Origin of the sequence: Cobetia sp. 29-18-1, from assembly GCF_029846405.1 — a bacterium.
GTDB classification, from domain to species: domain Bacteria; phylum Pseudomonadota; class Gammaproteobacteria; order Pseudomonadales; family Halomonadaceae; genus Cobetia; species Cobetia amphilecti.
Genome location: NZ_JARWKS010000020.1, coordinates 55791 through 75015, shown reverse-complemented (window position 1 = coordinate 75015; position 19225 = coordinate 55791). Strand labels below are relative to the sequence as shown.

At 63.0% G+C, this 19225-nt stretch carries 12 protein-coding genes and 4 tRNA genes; 9 read left to right on the top strand and 7 right to left on the bottom strand.

Features of this window, described 5'->3' with window-relative positions:
• Positions 1-111: 111 nt before the first annotated feature.
• Complete coding sequence (locus QD208_RS14590; RefSeq protein ID WP_279837264.1) at positions 112-1440, bottom strand: M18 family aminopeptidase; 1329 nt, start codon at positions 1438-1440, stop codon at positions 112-114.
• Positions 1441-1733: 293 nt separating this feature from the next.
• Here QD208_RS14590 and QD208_RS14585 point away from each other — a divergent pair, with 293 nt between their 5' ends.
• On the top strand, positions 1734-3842 hold the full coding sequence (locus QD208_RS14585; RefSeq protein ID WP_279837263.1) for a carboxy terminal-processing peptidase: 2109 nt from the start codon (positions 1734-1736) through the stop codon (positions 3840-3842).
• A 503-nt stretch (positions 3843-4345) separates the two neighbouring features.
• On the opposite strand, the gene QD208_RS14580 is transcribed toward QD208_RS14585, so the two are convergent.
• The 5 genes from QD208_RS14580 to QD208_RS14560 form a co-directional block, all read right to left on the bottom strand.
• A tRNA-Asn gene (locus QD208_RS14580) sits at positions 4346-4421 on the bottom strand.
• A 97-nt stretch (positions 4422-4518) separates the two neighbouring features.
• Positions 4519-4594, bottom strand: a tRNA-Asn gene (locus QD208_RS14575).
• A 78-nt stretch (positions 4595-4672) separates the two neighbouring features.
• Positions 4673-4748, bottom strand: a tRNA-Asn gene (locus QD208_RS14570).
• 174 nt (positions 4749-4922) lie between these two features.
• A tRNA-Met gene (locus QD208_RS14565) sits at positions 4923-4999 on the bottom strand.
• Between the two features lie 86 nt (positions 5000-5085).
• Positions 5086-5982, bottom strand: a complete 897-nt coding sequence (locus tag QD208_RS14560) for a choline ABC transporter substrate-binding protein (protein ID WP_279837267.1) — start codon at positions 5980-5982, stop codon at positions 5086-5088.
• Positions 5983-6473: 491 nt separating this feature from the next.
• Here QD208_RS14560 and betI point away from each other — a divergent pair, with 491 nt between their 5' ends.
• The 4 genes from betI to QD208_RS14540 all read left to right on the top strand — a co-directional run bounded on the left by betI (position 6474) and on the right by QD208_RS14540 (position 13544).
• Positions 6474-7130 (top strand): transcriptional regulator BetI, encoded by a 657-nt coding sequence (gene betI / locus QD208_RS14555; RefSeq protein ID WP_279837262.1) that lies wholly within the window; start codon positions 6474-6476, stop codon positions 7128-7130.
• Positions 7123-8604 carry a betaine-aldehyde dehydrogenase gene (gene betB / locus QD208_RS14550; protein WP_043335915.1) on the top strand — a complete coding sequence of 494 codons (1482 nt, stop codon included), beginning with the start codon at positions 7123-7125 and terminating at the stop codon, positions 8602-8604. The genes betI and betB overlap by 8 nt, the downstream gene beginning before the upstream one ends.
• Positions 8605-8978: 374 nt before the next feature.
• Complete coding sequence (gene betA / locus QD208_RS14545; protein ID WP_043335917.1) at positions 8979-10694, top strand: choline dehydrogenase; 1716 nt, start codon at positions 8979-8981, stop codon at positions 10692-10694.
• A 381-nt stretch (positions 10695-11075) separates the two neighbouring features.
• Positions 11076-13544, top strand: a complete 2469-nt coding sequence (locus QD208_RS14540; RefSeq protein ID WP_279837261.1) for an acyl-CoA dehydrogenase — start codon at positions 11076-11078, stop codon at positions 13542-13544.
• Between the two features lie 148 nt (positions 13545-13692).
• Here the strand turns inward: QD208_RS14540 and QD208_RS14535 are convergent, their stop codons facing one another.
• Complete coding sequence (locus tag QD208_RS14535; protein WP_054555137.1) at positions 13693-14280, bottom strand: hypothetical protein; 588 nt, start codon at positions 14278-14280, stop codon at positions 13693-13695.
• 340 nt (positions 14281-14620) lie between these two features.
• Here QD208_RS14535 and ugpB point away from each other — a divergent pair, with 340 nt between their 5' ends.
• The 4 genes from ugpB to QD208_RS14515 all read left to right on the top strand — a co-directional run bounded on the left by ugpB (position 14621) and on the right by QD208_RS14515 (position 19130).
• A complete protein-coding gene (ugpB, locus tag QD208_RS14530; protein ID WP_279837260.1) occupies positions 14621-15991 on the top strand; it encodes a sn-glycerol-3-phosphate ABC transporter substrate-binding protein UgpB in 1371 nt (456 codons plus the stop codon).
• A 200-nt stretch (positions 15992-16191) separates the two neighbouring features.
• Positions 16192-17067, top strand: coding sequence for a sn-glycerol-3-phosphate ABC transporter permease UgpA (gene ugpA / locus QD208_RS14525; RefSeq protein WP_043335922.1), 876 nt, complete (start codon positions 16192-16194; stop codon positions 17065-17067).
• Entirely contained in the window at positions 17067-17912 is an 846-nt protein-coding gene (gene ugpE, locus QD208_RS14520; RefSeq protein ID WP_279837259.1) for a sn-glycerol-3-phosphate ABC transporter permease UgpE, read from the top strand. Before ugpA ends, ugpE begins: the two co-directional genes overlap by 1 nt.
• A gap of 102 nt (positions 17913-18014) precedes the next feature.
• On the top strand, positions 18015-19130 hold the full coding sequence (locus QD208_RS14515; protein WP_279837258.1) for a sn-glycerol-3-phosphate import ATP-binding protein UgpC: 1116 nt from the start codon (positions 18015-18017) through the stop codon (positions 19128-19130).
• Positions 19131-19225: the final 95 nt, after the last annotated feature.

The window sequence follows — 19225 nt, the reverse complement described above, 5'->3', positions numbered from 1 at the left end:
GTGCATCGAGCGTTTTGAGTTCCCAAAGTGTCAACCTATTTCAGGACTAGACACTCGTCTTTTTACGATATTACGCTACGCGCCCGCTCTCTCAGCACAATCCGGCTCGACTCAGTCCAGCTGCTCGCGATTGCAGAAGGCTACCAGCACCTTGATCAGCATGGCGACATCGGCACTGCCGGATGTCTCACGAATCGAGTGCATGCCCCACTGCGGCAGCCCCACATCCAGGGTCGGCACCCCCACCTCACTGGCGGTGATCGGCCCGATGGTGCTGCCACAGCCCATGTCGGCACGACTGACGAAGGTCTGCACCGGCATATCCTGCTCGCGGCACATCTCGCGGAACAGCCCGGCCGTGGTGCTGTTGGTGGCGTAACGCTGATTGGCATTGACCTTGATGACCGGCCCCTCATTCAACTTCGGCCCATGCCCCGCATCATGCTTGTCCGCGAAATTGGGGTGCACGGCGTGGGCATTATCGCAAGAAATCATCAAGGAGCGCTGCACGAGGCACTGATAGCCTTCTTCGCTGTCCAAGCCGACGTAGTGATTGATGCGCTTGAGCACATCGGCCAGGAAGGGCCCCTGGGCACCACAGGCGCTGGCACTGCCGACTTCTTCATGATCGGTGGTGACGAACAGCGCCCCCTGACTGCCATCGGCCTCCAACAGCGCCTCGAGACCGACGAAGCAGGACAGCAGATTGTCGAGGCGCGCACTGGTGATCAACTCACCCTTCAGCCCCGACTGCGCCGCCGGCTGCAGATCATGCAGGCCCAGCTCGAAGTCGACGACATCCGCGACCCGCACGCCGTGCTGCTCCTCGATCAGCTCGATCAACAGCGCATTGAAGGCCTCCGTGGGCGTCCCGGCCTCTTCCCCAAGCTGCATGACCACGGCTGACATCTGGGTCTGGGCATTGATGGCACGCCCGCTGTTGACGTCACGATCCAGATGGATCGCCAGGCTCGGCACGCAGGCAAACGGACGCATGACCGTCAGCAGCAGCGTCTCGCGACGACCGTCCGCATGCCGCACCTGGACACGGCCCGCAAGCCCCAGATCGCGATCGAACCAGGTGCTCAGCAACACGCCGCCATAGGTCTCGACGCCCAGCGTCAACCAGCCCTGACTGGCCTGTGCCGGATTGGGCTTCAGACGCAGACAGGGCGAATCGGTGTGCGCACCGATCATCCGAAGTGAGCTCAGCGACGTATCACCCTTCGGGAGCTGAAAGGCGATCAACGAGGAATCATTGCGCGTGACATAGGCGCGCTCACCGGGCACCAGCTGCCAGGAAGACGTCTCGCTGAGGCGACGATAGCCCGCCTGTTCAAGACGCTGCGCCATGGAAGCCGTCGCGTGCCACGGCGTGGGAGAAGAAGACAGGAAGTCGAGCAGTGCGGGAACGCGGGAATCCGCAATCGCATGAGTCATGATGGCGTCTGGTCCTCGAAGATATATGCAAGGCACTGTATAAGAAGAAACATGATGGGGAAAACCTGTGACGACCCTTCGATGACATGACTGCCATCCAGTCACCATTCAGCGGGGCGTCGAGAAGCGCGGCATGCCAGCCAAAGCCCTGCGCTGACAGAGTTTTCACAACCCCAACGCATCAACGCCAGACAACTGTGTATGGTGCGTGAGACTGCTACAATGCCCGCTCGACCCCCTGCGGGGAGGTCGTTCAGGGAGCAGAGTGTACATGAATCGGGAGTGCTTCATTGATGAGCCTGTTCGCAAACGTCCGGCGCACGGCATTCGTTGCCCTGTGTCTTGCCATGGCCGGCCCTGCCAGTGCCGCGGTCACCCCTACTGACGCCGATGCACAGGCTGCTCGCGAAGTTGCCGAGTCTTTGCGCTATGGGCATTACGAAGATGTGACCCTGGATGACCACTGGGCCAACCGCGCCTTTACGCAATACCTCAAGACTCTCGACCCCCAGAAAGCCTATCTGCTGGATGCGGACATCAGCGAGTTCAGCGACCTGCGCCATGATTTCGACGACGCCATGGTCGATGGTGATCTCGAGCGCATCTATGGGCTCTACGAGCGCTATCAGCAACGCCTCACCGCACGCCTCACCTGGCTGGTGAAGACACTGGACGCCAAGCCGAGCTTCGATTTCGACAAGGACGATCGCCTGGCGCTGGACCGCAAGGACAGCCCGTGGGCCGATAGCGAGCAGGAGCTCGACGAGCTGTGGCGCAAGCGCCTCAAGAATGCCTGGCTGTCGATGTCGCTGTCCGACAAGAGCGATGACGAGATCGCCAAGACGCTCAGCGAGCGCTATTCCAACCAGCTCAAGCGCATCAAGCAGACCAACGATGAAGATATCCTGACGCTGGTGATGCATGCCGTGACCGGCAGCATCGATCCGCACAGCGAATACTTCTCGCCGCGCCAGGGCGAATCCTTCGATATCCAGATGAAGCTGTCACTGGACGGCATCGGCGCCCTGCTGCAATCCGAAGGCGAATACGTCAAGGTCTCGAGCCTCGTGCCCGGCGGCCCTGCCGAGAAGGATGGCGAGCTCAAGCCGGCTGATCGCATCGTGGCCGTCGGCCAGGGTCAGGGCGACAGCGAGTGGACCAACGTGGTCGGCATGCGCCTGGATGACGTCGTGGACCTGATCCGCGGCCCGAAGGGCTCCGTCGTGCGCCTGGAAGTGATTCCGGCCCAGTCGCTGGATGTCACCAAGACGCGTGAACTGGATATCACCCGCGATACCGTCAAGCTCGAGGACCAGGCCGCCAATGCCAAGGTCATCGACGTCAAGCGCGATGACGGCGTCCACAGGATCGGCGTCATTCATGTGCCCGCCTTCTATGTCGATTTCGATGCCTGGCAGGCCGGTGAAGACGACTATCGCAGCACCACCCGCGACGTGGCGCGCCTGATCGACGAACTGAAGGCCAAGCAGGTGGAAGGCATCATTCTCGATCTGCGCAACAACGGTGGCGGCGCCCTGCAGGAAGCCAATTCGATGATCGGCCTGTTCATCGATCGCGGTCCCACCGTGCAGGTGCGTGACGCACGCGGCCGTATCAGCCTCTACGGCGATACCGACGCCGGCACCCACTATGACGGCCCGCTGACCGTGCTGGTCAACCGCCTCTCGGCCTCGGCATCCGAAATCTTCGCCGGCGCGATCCAGGACTACGGCCGCGGCCCGATTCTCGGCAGCCAGACCTTCGGCAAGGGCACGGTGCAGACCATCTCCTCGCTGAGCGAAGGCGAGATCAAGCTGACCCGCGCCAAGTTCTATCGCATCTCCGGCGACTCGACCCAGAACAAGGGCGTGAAGCCGGACATCGCCTTCCCCAGCGTCATCGACCCGCAGGAGATCGGCGAATCCAGCCTCGATTACGCGCTGCCCTGGGACCAGGTGCGCCCGGTGAAGTATCGCCGCTACGGTGATCCGGCACGCTATCTGGCCGCATTGCGCGCCCGCCACCAGAGCCGCGTCGAACAGGACCCCAACTTCAGCTACCTGAAGAGCGAAGTCGCGCTGTCAAAGGCACTCCGCGCGCAGCAGACCAGCATCAGCCTCAATCGCGAGCAGCGCAAACGCGAGATGGATGCCCAGGAAGCCGAGCAGCTGGCACTGGAAAACAAGCGCCGTCGTGCCCTCAATCTCGAGCCACTGACAAGCTTTGCCGAACTCGATGCCGCCAGCTACCACATCTCTTCCCCCGAGAGTGATCCCGAGCAGGAAGCCGATATCGAAGACGCCAGCAGCGACAAGGAAGCCAAGGACCCGATCGATCAGGCCCAGCTTCAGGAAAGTGCCGAGATCCTGCTCGACTACGCCCACCTCACCGGTGATCGCTAGACTCTCGTGATTCACACCACGGCCACCACCTGACGGACACGGTCGACCGCCAAGGCCCCTGCTCTCATGCAACACCGAGCGCAGGGGCTTTTTTCGTGCCACAAAGAAAGCCTGTGGCACGCAGCATCACGGCCGCGCGAGGCAGCAACGCGCGCACAACAACGCACAGGCAGCAACACATACGAAGCAACGACAGGACAGAAAACGTAGCAGCAGAAACGGAATGGCATGCATCGCAACGCCAGGCAGCTGCCGCGCAGAGGATGACAGCAGAATGCTGGCGACGCGGGAACACGCTCTCGACGCAGAAAGCACGAAATGCCGAAGCAGCACGAAATACCAAAGCAAGATGCGGAGCAGGAACGGACTGGCGAGCTGAACTAAGGAAGCAGGGTTTGCGAACAGAGATCAGAAACAGGACTTGTGGCCAGGGCCAACAAGCAAGGCTCAGGCAGCGATGGTGCGACCAGCAGAGAACACGAGGGGAAGCAGGGAAGTGATATTGGCTCCTCGAACAGGACTCGAACCTGTGACCCAATGATTAACAGTCATTTGCTCTACCAACTGAGCTATCGAGGAACAACAAAATATCGATCGATATCAGGGCGATATCGAAACTGACGACGAGGAACTCATCTATCAGCGTCATTTCCGGCATTGGCAGGAAGCCTTGGATTGGCTCCTCGAACAGGACTCGAACCTGTGACCCAATGATTAACAGTCATTTGCTCTACCAACTGAGCTATCGAGGAACGACCGGAAATCCATCTGTCAGTGACATCATCATGGATGCTATCAGGCTGACATTTCAAGCATGCTGCATGTGCTATTGGCTCCTCGAACAGGACTCGAACCTGTGACCCAATGATTAACAGTCATTTGCTCTACCAACTGAGCTATCGAGGAACAACCTTGAACACGCGACGAATTATACGGAAATACTCAATGGCGTCAACCACCTTCGGCCATTCAGACCACCGCAGAACTCGTTCGATTCCTCCTGCCGGATCCACCTCCGAAAGCGCACGAAGCGACATCCAGATGTGACAAGGCCCGCACGGATGCAGGCCTTGGAATCACTGGTGGCTACACCCTGATTTGAACAGGGGACCCCATCATTATGAGTGATGTGCTCTAACCAGCTGAGCTATGTAGCCACACGACGAGGCGTATATTGCAGGTCAGGCTGCTGAATTGCAAGCACTTTTTATCAAAAGCTCAACAGACGAGCCCGACGGGCCGATCAGATCCCCAGCGATGTCTTCACCGCGGCAAGGCCAGGCTGACCCTCCACGGTCTCGACTCCCTTGAGCCAGGCCTCCAGCACCTGCGGGTTCTGCTTGAGCCAACTGGCCGCCGCGTCATCCAGATCTTCGCCGCCATCCATGATGTCGCCCATCAGCTGGTTTTCCATCTCCAGGGTGAACTCGAGATTGGAAAGCAGGGCCCCGACGTTGGTGCATGCCTCGCTGTAGCCCGCGCGAGTATTGGTATACACCGTCGCACCGCCCAGATTCGGCCCGAAGTAATCATCGGCCCCTTCCAGATAGCCCATCTCGAAGCGGGTATTCATCGGGTGCGGTTCCCAGCCGAGGAACACCACCCATTCCTTGGCGGTAATCTTCGACTTCACTTCCGCCAGCATGCCGGCTTCCGAAGAGTCGATCATCTCGAACTCGCCCATGCCGAAGGCGTCGTCATCGATCATGTCGGCAATGATCATGTTGCCGTCGTTGCCCGCCTCTATTCCGTAGATGCGACCATCGAATTTCTCGAGGTTGTCGGCAAGGTCCGCCACCGAGGTCACGCCGGCATCCAGCACATACTGCGGCACCGCCAGGGTGTATTTCGCGCCCTGGAGATTGGCGCGCGGGCGATCGACCTGCCCCTTGTCGATGTAAGGGTCACTGATGGAGGCCATCGACGGCATCCAGTTGCCCAGGAAGACATCGAAGTCATCATTCTTCATGCCGGCATAGGCGATCGGCACCGAGATGGTGTCAGAGGTCGTCTCATAGCCCAGCCCCTCCAGCACGGCACGCGTCAGGGCGGTGGTTGCCGTGATGTCCGTCCAGCCGACTTCGGCGAAACGCACCGTGCGACATTCCTCCGACACGGCGGCCTGGGCCTGATTCGCCATGACCGGCACGGCGATGACGCCCAGTGCCAACAGCACCTTACCAGGTGATCGTTTCATGCTAACCCCTTGTTTTATTGTTCGTTGTCATTCAACTCTCGACCATCGGCGCAACGTTCAACCTACGTTGAGATCGACATGCTGCCCCTCCATGTTCTACCGCACTGTAGCGCTTTTACCAACCGGCCTCGCCAACCCACAGTCTTGAACGCCCGCCTGTCGCTGGCCGCCACCTGCTGTCGATTCCTCGTGCGCCTCTCCCTCCTGACCATCCCTGACCGTCCTCTGACCGCCCCCTGACTGCTTCCGGCTGCCCCGCCTTGCCTCAACTTGACGCATCGGGAACCAGCCTCTACACTTTTTGTTAATTGAACGTTCAATAAAAACTTTGCGCACGACAGCATGGTGCAGCGCTCGCGGCAAACCGGTGATGATCCAGTACCATGGCCACACCAAGTGTCACACCGACCCGATATACGAAAAGGACTCCGTTGATGCCCAAAGTGGGAATGGAACCTATCCGCCGCCGCCAGTTGATCCAGGCCACCATGCAAGCCATCGATGAGGCAGGACTCGCCGACGCGACCGTGGCCCGTATCGCCCGTCACGCAGGTGTGTCCACCGGCATCATCAGCCACTATTTCGGCGGCAAGGATGGCTTGATGGAAGCCACCATGCGCCAGATTCTCACTGACCTGCGCAGCGCCGTCAGTGAGCGTCGCGCCGCACTGGCCGACGATGACGTCCGCAGCCACCTGCGCGCGGTGATCGACGGCAACTTTGACCGCAGCCAGGTCAGTCAGAGCGTCTCCAAGACCTGGCTGGCCTTCTGGGCCTCCAGCATGCACCGCATTCCGCTGGAACGCCTGCAGCGGGTCAACGACAGGCGGCTGATCTCCAATCTGTGTGCCCTGTTCCGCCGCTGCATGCCGCTGCACGAGGCACGTGATGCCGCGGCCGGACTGGCCGCCTTGATCGACGGCCTGTGGTTGCGCGGTACGCTGGACCCGACCGGCCTCGATGTCGAGCGCGCACGCCGCCTCGCCTACGAATATGTCGACTACCAGCTGACACGTCACATGGCAGCATCCCTGAACGCGACAGACTCCCCCACTTCCCCTGAACCCAGTAAGGAGCGCACGCATGGCTAACGGCAACGCAAGCTTCCCGACCCAGACCCTCTACATCGGTGGCCGTCGGGTCGAAGCCACCTCCGGCGAGACCTTCGAGACCGTCAACCCGGCCACCGGCGAAGTCATCGCCGAGATCCAGCAGGCCAGCGGTGCCGACGTCGATACCGCCGTCGAAAGCGCCCTGCAGGGTCAGAAGGTGTGGGCCGCGATGACCGGCATGGAGCGTTCACGCATCCTGCGTCGCGCCGTGGACCTGCTGCGCGAGCGCAACGACGAACTGGCGCTGCTCGAGACTCTCGACACCGGCAAGCCGCTGTCCGAGACCGAAGCGGTCGACATCGTCACCGGTGCCGATGCACTCGAGTACTACGCGGGCCTCGCGCCGGCCATCGAAGGCAGCCAGATGCCGCTGCGTCAGGAAGCCTTCGTCTATACCCGCAAGGAGCCGCTGGGCGTCATCGGCGCCATCGGTGCCTGGAACTACCCGATCCAGATCGCCTGCTGGAAGTCTGCCCCGGCCCTCGCCGCCGGCAACGCCATGGTCTTCAAGCCCAGCGAAGTCACGCCGCTGAGCGCACTGAAGCTGGCCGAGATCTTCACCGAAGCCGGCCTGCCGGACGGCGTGTTCAACGTCGTGCAGGGCGATGCCCGCGTCGGCGTGATGCTCACCGAGCACCCGGATATCGCCAAGATCTCCTTCACCGGGGAAGCCGGTACCGGCAAGAAGGTCATGTCCGCGTCCGCCTCTTCCAGCCTCAAGGAAGTCACCATGGAGCTGGGCGGCAAGTCCCCGCTGCTGGTGTTCGCCGACTCCGATCTCGACCGTGCCGCCGACGGCGCCATGATGGCCAACTTCTACAGCTCCGGTCAGGTGTGCACCAACGGCACCCGCGTGTTCGTCGAAGCCAGCGTCAAGGACGCATTCGAAGCCAAGATCGTCGAGCGCGTCGCGCGCATCAAGGCCGGCGACCCGCAGGACCGCGCCACCACCTTCGGTCCACTGGTCAGCTTCGAGCACTTGGACAAGGTCGTCTCCTATCTGGAGATCGCCAAGCAGGACGGCGCACGTCTGCTGGTCGGCGGCGAGCGCATGAGCGAAGGCGACTTCGCCAAGGGCGCCTGGGTCGCACCGACCGTCTACACCGACTGCAGCGATGACATGCGCATCGTGCAGGAAGAGATCTTCGGTCCGGTGATGTCCATCCTGTCCTTCGACAGTGAAGAGGAAGTCATCCGTCGCGCCAACGACACCACCTATGGCCTGGCGGCTGGCCTGTTCACCGAGAGCCTGAACCGCGCGCATCGCGTGATTCACCAGCTCGAAGCCGGCATCTGCTGGGTCAACACCTGGGGCGAGTCGCCGTCCGAAATGCCGGTCGGCGGCTACAAGCAGTCCGGTATCGGTCGCGAGAACGGTGTCGAGACGCTGTCTCACTACACCCAGACCAAGTCCGTGCTGATCGAGATGGGCCCGTTCGAGTCCGCCTTCTGAGCCATCACTGGCCACAAGGCCTGATGACAGCAGCACCCTCTGGCGCCATAGGCTGAAGTACCGGCTCTCAAGACCGGACCTCAAGCACCGAGCCTGAGCACCGGGCCTAAGCAAGACCAAGCGCCAGATGCCCCACCTGCCGGCATGTCGAACACTCGCCATGCCGGCTGCACGCCGCGTCGCTCGCCAGCGCCGCGCGCAGTGCCCGAATCCCGATGAGTCGTTGAGTCACCGATGGCAGCTTGCTGTCATGCGGTGCCCCGACGGCTCACCACAGACAAGCAAACGTATCCAGCAGCCCGGCAGTGGCCACTCCCCGTCGTGAACGGGGCGTCATGTGCCCGCATGTGGCACCCGATACGAGAGGACCTTCCATGAGCCAATTCGAGCGTGAATACGACTACGTCATCATCGGCGCCGGCAGCGCCGGCAACGTGCTGGCCACCCGCCTGAGCGAAGACGCCGATGTCAGTGTGCTGTTGCTGGAAGCCGGTGGCCGCGACCACCGCTTCGACTTCCGCACCCAGATGCCCGCCGCGCTGGCGTACCCGCTGCAGGGTCAGCGCTACAACTGGGACTTCAAGACCGATCCCGAGCCGCACATGAACAACCGTCGCATGGAATGTGGCCGCGGCAAGGGTCTGGGCGGCTCCTCGTTGATCAACGGCATGTGCTACATCCGCGGCAACGCGCTGGATTACGACAACTGGGCCAAGGACCCCATCCTGGCCGACTGGAACTATCGTGAGTGCCTGCCCTACTTCCGCAAGTGCGAGACGCGCGATATCGGCCCGAATGACTACCATGGCGGCGACGGCCCGGTGTCGGTCACCACGCCCAAGCAGGGCAACAACGAGCTCTATCACGCCTTCATCGCAGCAGGCATCGAAGCGGGCTACCCGGCCACCGAAGACGTCAACGGCTACCAGCAGGAAGGCTTCGGCCCGATGGACCGCTTCGTGACCAGGGAAGGCCGTCGTGCCTCCACCGCGCGCGGCTATCTGGATACCGCCAAGAAGCGCTCCAACGTGACCATCGAGACGCGTGCCACCACCGACGTCATCCTGTTCGAAGGCAAGACGGCGGTCGGCGTGAAGTACGAGCGCAAGGGCCAGGACCACCGCGTGCGTGCGCGCAAGGAAGTGCTGCTGTGCGCCGGCGCCATCGCCTCGCCGCAGATCCTGCAGCGCTCCGGCGTCGGCAACCGTGAACATCTCGAGCCGCTGGGCGTGAAGATGGTCCACCACCTGCCGGGCGTGGGCGAGAACCTGCAGGATCACCTGGAGCTCTACATCCAGTACGAGTGCACCCAGCCGATCTCGCTGTATCCGTCCCTCAAGTGGTACAACCAGCCGCCCATCGGTCTGGAATGGATGCTCAAGGGCACCGGTGTCGGCGCCAGCAACCAGTTCGAGGCCGCCGGCTTCATTCGCAGCGATGACAACGAGGCCTGGCCGAACCTGCAGTATCACTTCCTGCCGATCGCGATCAGCTACAACGGCAAGAGCGCGGTGCAGGGCCACGGCTTCCAGGCGCACGTCGGGTCGATGCGCTCCCAGAGCAAGGGCCGCGTACGCCTGACCTCACTCGATCCCAAGGCCGCGCCGTCGATCTTCTTCAACTACATGGCCGAGGAGCGTGACTGGGAAGAGTTCCGCGCCGCCATCCGCCTGACCCGCGAGATCATCGCCCAGCCTGCGCTGGACCCCTACCGCGGCCGCGAGCTGGCACCGGGTGCCCAGGCGCAGACCGACGCCGAGCTCGACGAGTACGTGCGCAACCACGCCGAGACCGCCTACCACCCGTGTGGCAGCTGCCGCATGGGCAGCGACGAGACTTCAGTGGTCGATGGTGCCGGTCGCGTACATGGCCTCGACAACCTGCGCGTCGTCGATGCCTCGCTGTTCCCGGTCATCCCGACCGGCAACCTGAATGCGCCGACGATCATGCTGGCCGAGAAGATGGCCGACAAGATTCGTGGCCGCGCGCCGCTGCCACCCTCCGACGCCGATTACTTCGTGATCGAACCCGGCACGCCGGCCAAGAAGCCCGCCAAGCGCAAGATCGACTCTGCTCCGATCAATGGCTGAGTGCTGGTCAATGACTGAGCACTGATCAATGACTGAGCACTGATCAACGCCAGAACCCGTGCGAGTCAACGCCTGCGACAGGTAGTCTGACCTCACGCACGCAAGCGCTATCGATCGTCCAAGGCCCCGCATTGCGGGGCCTTTTTCATGCCTGCCAGACAGCTTTCACTCAGCCCGGTCTGGCGCTCGCCGACTGCCTCCCCCCCGGGCGACTGCCCTTTTCAAGAATGAATCCGCACACCTTAGACCTTGGACGTACTGCAGGGTCGGGCAACATGGGATACGCTGAAGAGAATTCAAACAACTGTTCTAAACGCATGGCTGCTACGCTGTAGAAACGCCATGCAAAGACACCATCCCTCGCCACCCGGAGATCCTGCCATGACGCAGCTCATCCTCATCCTTGTCGCCGTTGCCGGTCTGTTGGCCGTCATGGCACGCGAAGCCGGGGCCCTCGCGGCCATCGGCGTTCTCGCCATCATCGGTATCGTCGGCCTGGCGGTCGACGCGCCGGTACTGGGTTGCCTGCTGCTGATCGGTGCGGCACTGGTCGCGGTGTGTGGCCTGCCGGCCCTGCGCAGCAAGTGGCTCAGCCCGCGTCTGTTCGCGATGTTCAAGAAGGTCTCCCCCAAGGTCTCGGACACCGAGAAGGTGGCGCTGGAAGCCGGCACCGTGTTCTGGGACGCCGAGCTCTTTTCCGGCAAGCCGCAGTGGGACGCCCTGACCGCACAGCGCAACGACGGCATTTCCAGCGAAGAGCAGGCCTTCATCGATGATCAATGCTCTGTCGCCTGCGGCATGACCAACAGCTGGGAGATCGCGCGTGAGCGTGCCGATCTGCCCGAAGCGCTGTGGGAATTTCTCAAGCGCGAGAAGTTCTTCGGCATGATCATTCCCAAGGAATATGGCGGCCTGGGCTTCTCGGCCAAGGCGCAGTCGCTGGTGCTGCAGAAGCTGGCGGTCAACGAGACACTGATGGTCACCGTCGGCGTACCCAACTCCCTCGGCCCGGGCGAGCTGCTGCTCAAGTACGGCAGCGAAGAACAGAAGAACTACTACCTGCCGCGTCTGGCCGATGGCCGCGAGATTCCGTGTTTCGGTCTGACCGGCCCGCGTGCCGGCAGTGACGCGACCTCCATCCCGGACACCGGCATCGTGTGTCGCGGCATGCATGATGGCGAGGAAGTCGTCGGCATTCGCCTGAACTTCGAGAAGCGCTGGATCACCCTGGCGCCGGTCGCCACCGTGGTCGGCCTGGCCTTCCGCATGTTCGACCCCGAACACCTGCTGGGCGACGTGGAAGACATCGGCATCACCTGCGCCCTGATTCCGCGTGACACCGACGGCATGGACATCGGCCGTCGTCACCACCCGATCGGCGCGCCGTTCATGAATGGCCCGATCTTCGGCAAGGACGTCTTCATCCCGCTCAGCTACCTGATCGGTGGCGAGCAGATGGCCGGCCAGGGCTGGAAGATGCTGGTCGAATGTCTGTCGGTGGGTCGCTGCATCACCCTGCCGTCCGGTTCCGCGGGCATCTCGCGCTACGCACTGGGCTGGAGCGCCGGCTTTGCGCGCATCCGTCGTCAGTTCAATCTGCCGGTGGCCGAGATGGAAGGCGTGCAGGAGCCGCTGGCCCGCATGGCCGCGATGAACTACATCAGCCAGGCGTCGGTGCTGCACACCGCCAACATGATCGACAACGGCCACAAGCCGGCGGTGCCCTCCGCCATCCTCAAGAGCCAGCTGACCGAGATGGCCCGCTCGCTGCTGGCCGATGGCATGGATATCCACGGCGGACGCGGCGTGACGCTTGGCCCGCGCAACTACATCGGCGTGGCCTACGCCGGCACTCCGGTCTCGATCACGGTGGAAGGCGCCAACATCATGACCCGCAACCTGATGATCTTCGGTCAGGGCGCGATCCGCTGCCATCCTTACGTGCTGGAAGAGCTGGCCGCCAAGGACGCCGATGACCTGAACGCCTTCGACAAGGCCTTCTTCCGCCATGCCGGCCTGATCTTCGGCAACGCGGCACGCGCCTTCACCCAGAGCTTCGGCATCGGCGGCAAGGCCACCGGCTTCGACGCCGTCGCCACGCCCTACGCCAGCCACATCAACCGCTTCAGCGCCGCCTTCTCGCTGTCCGCCGATGCGGCCATGGCAAGCCTCGGCTCCAGCCTCAAGGCGCGCGAGATGCTGTCGGCGCGTCTGGGCGACGTGCTCTCCAACCTCTACCTGGCGTCACTGACGCTCAAGCAATGGCACGAATCCGAGGCCTGCGAACACGAAGAGGCGCTGTTCCACTACAGCATGCAGTGGCTGCTGCACCGCGCGGAAAAGGCACTGGATGAGCTGTTCGCCAACCTGCCCAACCGTGCACTCGGCACTGCCCTGCGCGTGATCGCCCTGCCGCGTGGCCGTCAGTTCGCCATGCCCAGGGACAGCCTGACCCGCGAGATCGCCCGCGCCGTCTCCACCGACACTGCACTGCGTGCCAAGCTGACCGACAACACCTGGGACGCCCAGGACGAAGGCCAGCAGGACAACGCCCTCGCCCGCTACAACGCGCTGCTCAAGGACTACCCGCGCGCCGAGCCGATCTACAAGGCGCTGGCCAAGGCCTACCACAAGGGCGAGATTCCGGCCGACGCACTGTCACCGGAAGCGCGTATCGAAGCGGCAGTCGAGGCAGGCATCCTGTCCGCCGAGGATGGCGACTTCATGCGCGTCTTCGAAGCCGAGGTGCTCGACATGCTGACCGTCGACCACTTCGAATTCGACGCCTTCGTGCGCAAGCCGATGGCGAGTGACGGCACCGCCTCCAACCCGCAGCAGGACGCCGCCTGATGACTGGCCGACGCCCGCTTGATCGACGCCCACCTGATCGATACAGGAATTGATCACTGATCACTGATCGCAGAACCACAAAGGCCCCGCTCACTGAGCGGGGCCTTTGTCTTGGCAGAGCATGCCGTTCGCTTGCGTCATCTCATCCTCAGATATGACGCGCGAAGTGCTCCAGGTCACGCACGAAGGCGTTCTTGTAGGTCTCGAAGTCCTTCGGGCGCGCCTTGAAGGAGCGCTTGATGCGCTCGCGGTCCAGGCGCAGCGGCGCGTCGAGGGCCGCCAGGTTGCCGACACGCGCCGCCGGATTCATGCCGACCAGCTCGCGAGGCTGATCGCCTTCGGCCTCGGCCTCCAGCCAGTCGTTGATGCCGGCGCGACGCAGCACGCTGACCAGTGAGCTGTCGGTGATGCGCACCTGCAGGCGGCCGTGATCGGACAGCTGTGAGACCAGCGCGATGCCGTGGTCGTGACCGCGATGCACCGTCGGTGTCGCCCACAGCGCTAGATTCAGGCCACGTGCGTTCTCGTCGAGTACCAGCAGCGCGGCAGAGTGGATGCGCTCGGCATCGTCGACCAGCGCGAACAGGCGCGCCATCTCATTCTCGAACCACACCCCACGCACGCCGGCGTAACTCACCAGCGCATCCAGGCCCCCTTCGCGGCCATGGACTTCGGCGCACAGCATCGCCAGACAGGCATCACGTCGGGCACCGGCACTCACTTCAACCACTTTCATCGCGTTCTCCGCCACAGGCATTTTCAGCGCGCAAGACTAGCACACTCGCTCGCCGGCCGCTTATTCCGGCCTTGAGTTGCCCCCGGCGCCTCGCTTGCCAGCCTGAGCCGAGCTGGCGGCGCCACACACTCGCTGCTCAGCCATAAGTCCAGCTTCGCTCGAATGAACATCTTCCTGTCACAAAGTTGTAAGGCGGGCGCTATAGAGTCGTCTACGCTTTTCGGACGATCATCAAAAGAACAAGAAAATGTTCACTTGATCGTCGCCATCGATCGTCAGCGGCCAGCGTCCTTCTTCTTGTTGCGGAAGCTGGCCAGGGGAACCTCTCAGGAGTTTGACCATGCGCCGCCCGACTCATCATGCAAGCACCCGCACGACTGCCACCGCGACTCGTCGCCTCGCCAGCCTCGCGCTGGCCATCGGTTTCGCCTCCGCCTCCGCCAGTGCCCTCGCCGCCACCGAGGTGGAATGGTGGCACGCCATGGGGGGCGGGCTCGGCAAGAAGGTCGACGAGATCGCGGCCGACTTCAATGCAAGCCAGGACGACTACGTCGTCAAGCCAGTCTTCAAGGGCAACTACTCCGAGACCATGACCTCCGCCATCGCCGCCTTCCGCGCCGGCAAGGGCCCGGACATCGTGCAGATCTTCGAGGTCGGCACCGCCACCATGATGAGCGCCAAGGGCGCGATCATCCCGGTGCATCAGCTGATGGCAGACTTCGCGCCGCAGGAAGGCACCGCCTTCGACCCGAACGCCTACCTGTCTGCCGTCACCGGCTATTACACCGACACCGACGGCAAGATGCTATCGATGCCGTTCAACTCCTCCACGCCGGTGACCTACTACAACAAGGACGTGCTGGCCAAGGCGGGCATCGACTCCCTCCCGCAGACCTGGCAGGAAATGGGCGCTGCGCTCAAGAAGGTCGTCGATTCCGGCGCCGCCAGCTGTGGCCTGACCACCACCTGGCCGTCCTGGGTGATGCTGGAGAACTTCTCGGCACGCAACGATGTGCCCTTCGCCAGCCAGGCCAATGGCTTCGCCGGCACCGATACCCGCCTTGAATTCAACACGACCGCCGTGGTCGACCACATCCAGCGTCTCGATGACTGGCAGGCCGACAAGCGCTTCGTGTTCGGCGGTCGCTTCGATGACGCGGCGCCCAAGTTCTACTCCGGCGAGTGCGCGATGATGATGGGCTCTTCCGCCAGCTATGCCGGCGTCAAGGAAAGCGCCAAGGGCTTCGAGTTCGGCGTGGCACCGCTGCCCTATGACAGCGACGTGATCGAGACGCCGCAGAACTCTATCATCGGTGGCGCCTCGCTGTGGGTGCTGTCCGGTCACAGCGATGAGGAATACCAGGGCGTCGCCAAGTTCTTCCAGTACCTCTCCAAGCCTGAAGTGCAGGCCGACTGGCACCAGTTCACCGGCTATCTGCCGATCACGACTGCCGCGGCAGAACTGACGCGCGAACAGGGCTTCTACGCCGAGAACCCGGGCACCGACGTCGCCATCACCCAGATGACCTCCGCGACGCCGACCGAGAACTCCAAGGGCCTGCGCCTGGGCAACATGGTGCAGATTCGTGACGTGATCAATGAAGAGCTGGAGAAGATCTTCTCCGGCAAGGAAAGCGTGCAGGACGGTCTCGACAACGCCGTCAAGCGCGGCGATTCGCTGCTCGAGAAGTTCGAACGCGCCAACGGCTGATCATCGCCACACCGGGGGCGGGCCCATGCCGGGCTCGCCCTCCCGCTATTTTCTCCAGCCAGAGAGCGGAAAGCGCATCCGACATCCGGTGTCCTTTCCCTTCTCTCACGGCTTGATGGCGCAGGAGCGGCCGAGGCTTGCCGACTCCGTGCTACCGACGGAACCACCCAGTCCTTCCTTGCTTGCGAGACCCCTGCTGCATGGCCCATTTCAATCGACACCCCATCACGCCCTGGATACTGCTGGCGCCTCAGCTGCTGATCGTGGCCGTGTTCTTCTTCTGGCCGGCCTACCAGGCCATCGAACAGGCCTTCTATGTCGAGGATGCCTTCGGGCTCTCGCGGGAATTCACCGGGCTGAGCAACTTCGTCAGCGTGCTGAGCGAGCCGGAATATCTCACGACACTATGGACGACCACCTATTTCTCCTTTGCGGTGGCCTTCGGCGCCATGGCACTGGCGCTGGGGCTCGCCGTACTGGCGGACCGCGTGCTGCGCGGCGCACACGCCTACAAGACCCTGCTGATCTGGCCCTACGCCGTGGCGCCCGCCGTGGCCGGGGTGCTGTGGCTGTTCCTGTTCGACCCGACGCTGGGCATTCTGCCGGAGCTGCTGTCCGCCATCGGCATCGACTGGAATCACAAGCTCAATGGCGATCAGGCCATGTTGCTGGTGGTGCTGGCCTCGATCTGGAAGCAGATGAGCTACAACTTCGTGTTCTTCCTCGCAGGTCTGCAGGCGATCCCCAAGAGCCTGCTGGAAGCGGCCGCGATGGACCGCGCCGGCCCCTGGCGGCGTTTCTGGACCATCACCTTCCCGCTGCTCTCGCCGACCAGCTTCTTCCTGCTGGTGATGAACGTGGTCTACGCCTTCTTCGAGACCTTCGGCACCATCGATGCCACCACCCAGGGCGGCCCGGCCGGCTCGACCCGCACCCTGGTCTACAAGGTCTATGAAGATGGTTTCGTCGGGCAGGACCTGGGCTCGAGTGCTGCCCAGTCCGTGCTGTTGATGGTCATCGTCGGCGTGCTGACGCTGATCCAGTTCAAGTATGTCGAGAAGAAGGTGCAGTACTGATGCGCTACAACCGCCCCGGGCTTGATATCGCAAGCCATGCCCTGCTGATCGTCGGCTGCGCACTGTTCTTCCTGCCGGTCTGGATCGCCTTCAGCGCCAGTACCCACGAGATGGGTGACCTCTACTCCAACGTCGCCCCCGTCTGGGTCGGCGAGGCTGGCCTGGGCAACTACCGCCAGCTGCTGGCAGACCCGGTCAGCAGTCTCGGCGCCGACGTGATGACCCTGTTGTTCAACTCGATGCTGATGGCACTGGGCATCGCCATCGGCAAGATCATCATCTCGGTGCTGGCCGCCTACGCGATCGTCTTCTTCGAGTTCCGCTTCCGCAAGCTGTGCTTCTGGCTGATCTTCATCACCCTGATGCTGCCGGTGGAGGTGCGCATCCTGCCGACCTTCAAGGTGGTAGCCGACCTCAACATGCTGGACAGCTACGCCGGCCTGATCCTGCCGCTGATCGCCAGCGCCACCGCGACCTTCCTGCTGCGTCAGTTCTACCTGACCATTCCGGCGGAACTGGTCGAGGCCGCGCGCATCGATGGCGCCGGGCCGTGGCGCTTTCTCAAGGACATCCTGCTGCCGCTGTCGAAGACCAACATCGCGGCGCTGTTCGTGATCATGTTCATCTACGGCTGGAATCAGTATCTGTGGCCGCTGTTGATCACCACCGATGCCGACTACCTGACCATCGTCGTCAGCCTCAAGCGCATGCTGACCACCGGTGATGGTCTGGTGCCGTGGCAGGACGTCACCGCCACCACGCTGCTGGCCATGGGCCCGCCGGTACTGGTGATCCTGTTCATGCAGCGCTACTTCATCAAGGGCCTGGTGGACAGCGAGAAGTGATCTCGCGCTCCGACCCGCGACACCTCGCCCCAAGCCCCCTGATTCCGTTACGCCGTGATGGACAGACTTGCCCGTCACGCCACCGCTCTGGATACACAACTCATGGCAACACTGGCGCTCAAGCAGCTCAAGAAGCAGTACCCCAACGGCTACCAGGCTCTGCATGGCATCGATCTGGCTTTCGGCGAAGGCGAGCTGATCGTCATCGTCGGCCCGTCCGGCTGTGGCAAGTCGACCCTGCTGCGCACCCTGGCAGGCCTGGAGGACATCTCCGAGGGCGATCTGGAGATCAACGGCAAGCGCGTCAATGAGCTGGAACCCGCCGAGCGCGACATCGCGATGGTGTTCCAGAACTACGCGCTCTACCCGCACATGAGCGTGTTCGACAACATGGCCTACGGCCTCAAGAACCGGCGCACGCCCAAGGACGAGATCCAACAGCGCGTCAGCGAGGCCGCCGAGCTGCTGGGCCTGACCGAGCTGCTCGATCGCCGCCCCAAGCAGCTCTCCGGCGGCCAGCGCCAGCGTGTCGCCATGGGGCGCGCCATCGTGCGCAAGCCGCAGGTCTTCCTGTTCGATGAGCCACTCTCGAATCTGGACGCCAAGCTGCGCGTGCAGATGCGTCTCGAGATCCGTCGCCTGCAGAAGCGCCTCAAGGTCACTTCCGTCTACGTGACCCATGATCAGACCGAGGCCATGACCCTGGCGGACCGCCTGGTGGTGATGAATGGCGGCCATGTCGAGCAGTTCGGCACGCCGATGGCGCTCTACGATCAGCCCGCCAGCCAGTTCGTCGCCGGCTTCATCGGCTCGCCGGCGATGAACTTCCTGAGCGCCACCCAGGCACAGGCAGGCCTTGCGCTGCCGTGTGGCGCAACCATTACCCTGAAGGGCGAAGGCCTGACCCCGGGCGCCGAGCTGACCCTCGGCATTCGCCCCGAGCACCTGCAGATACTGGGAGCAGCCGATGCCCTGCCCGCAGGGGCCGCGGAGCTTGAGGCGCGCATCGAGCTGGTCGAACCGCTGGGCGCGGACACCCTGGCGTACTGCCGACTGCAAGGCCAGAGCGAGCCGCTGGTGGTGAGACTGGATGGCGAGCACGCCGTCGCGGAAGAACAGACGCTGCGCCTGGCCATCCTTCCGGCGCGTGCCCATCTGTTCGGCGCCGACGGCAAGCGGCTGGCAACCCGCGAGCAGGCGACAGCGGCCATCGAATGAGCGCTGCCGTCCTGTCGCGGGCCGACGGAACCCCTTGCCCTGATAACGTCATCATTGGATGGTAATGCTTGAGACCTGCCCTGATCAGTCTCGCG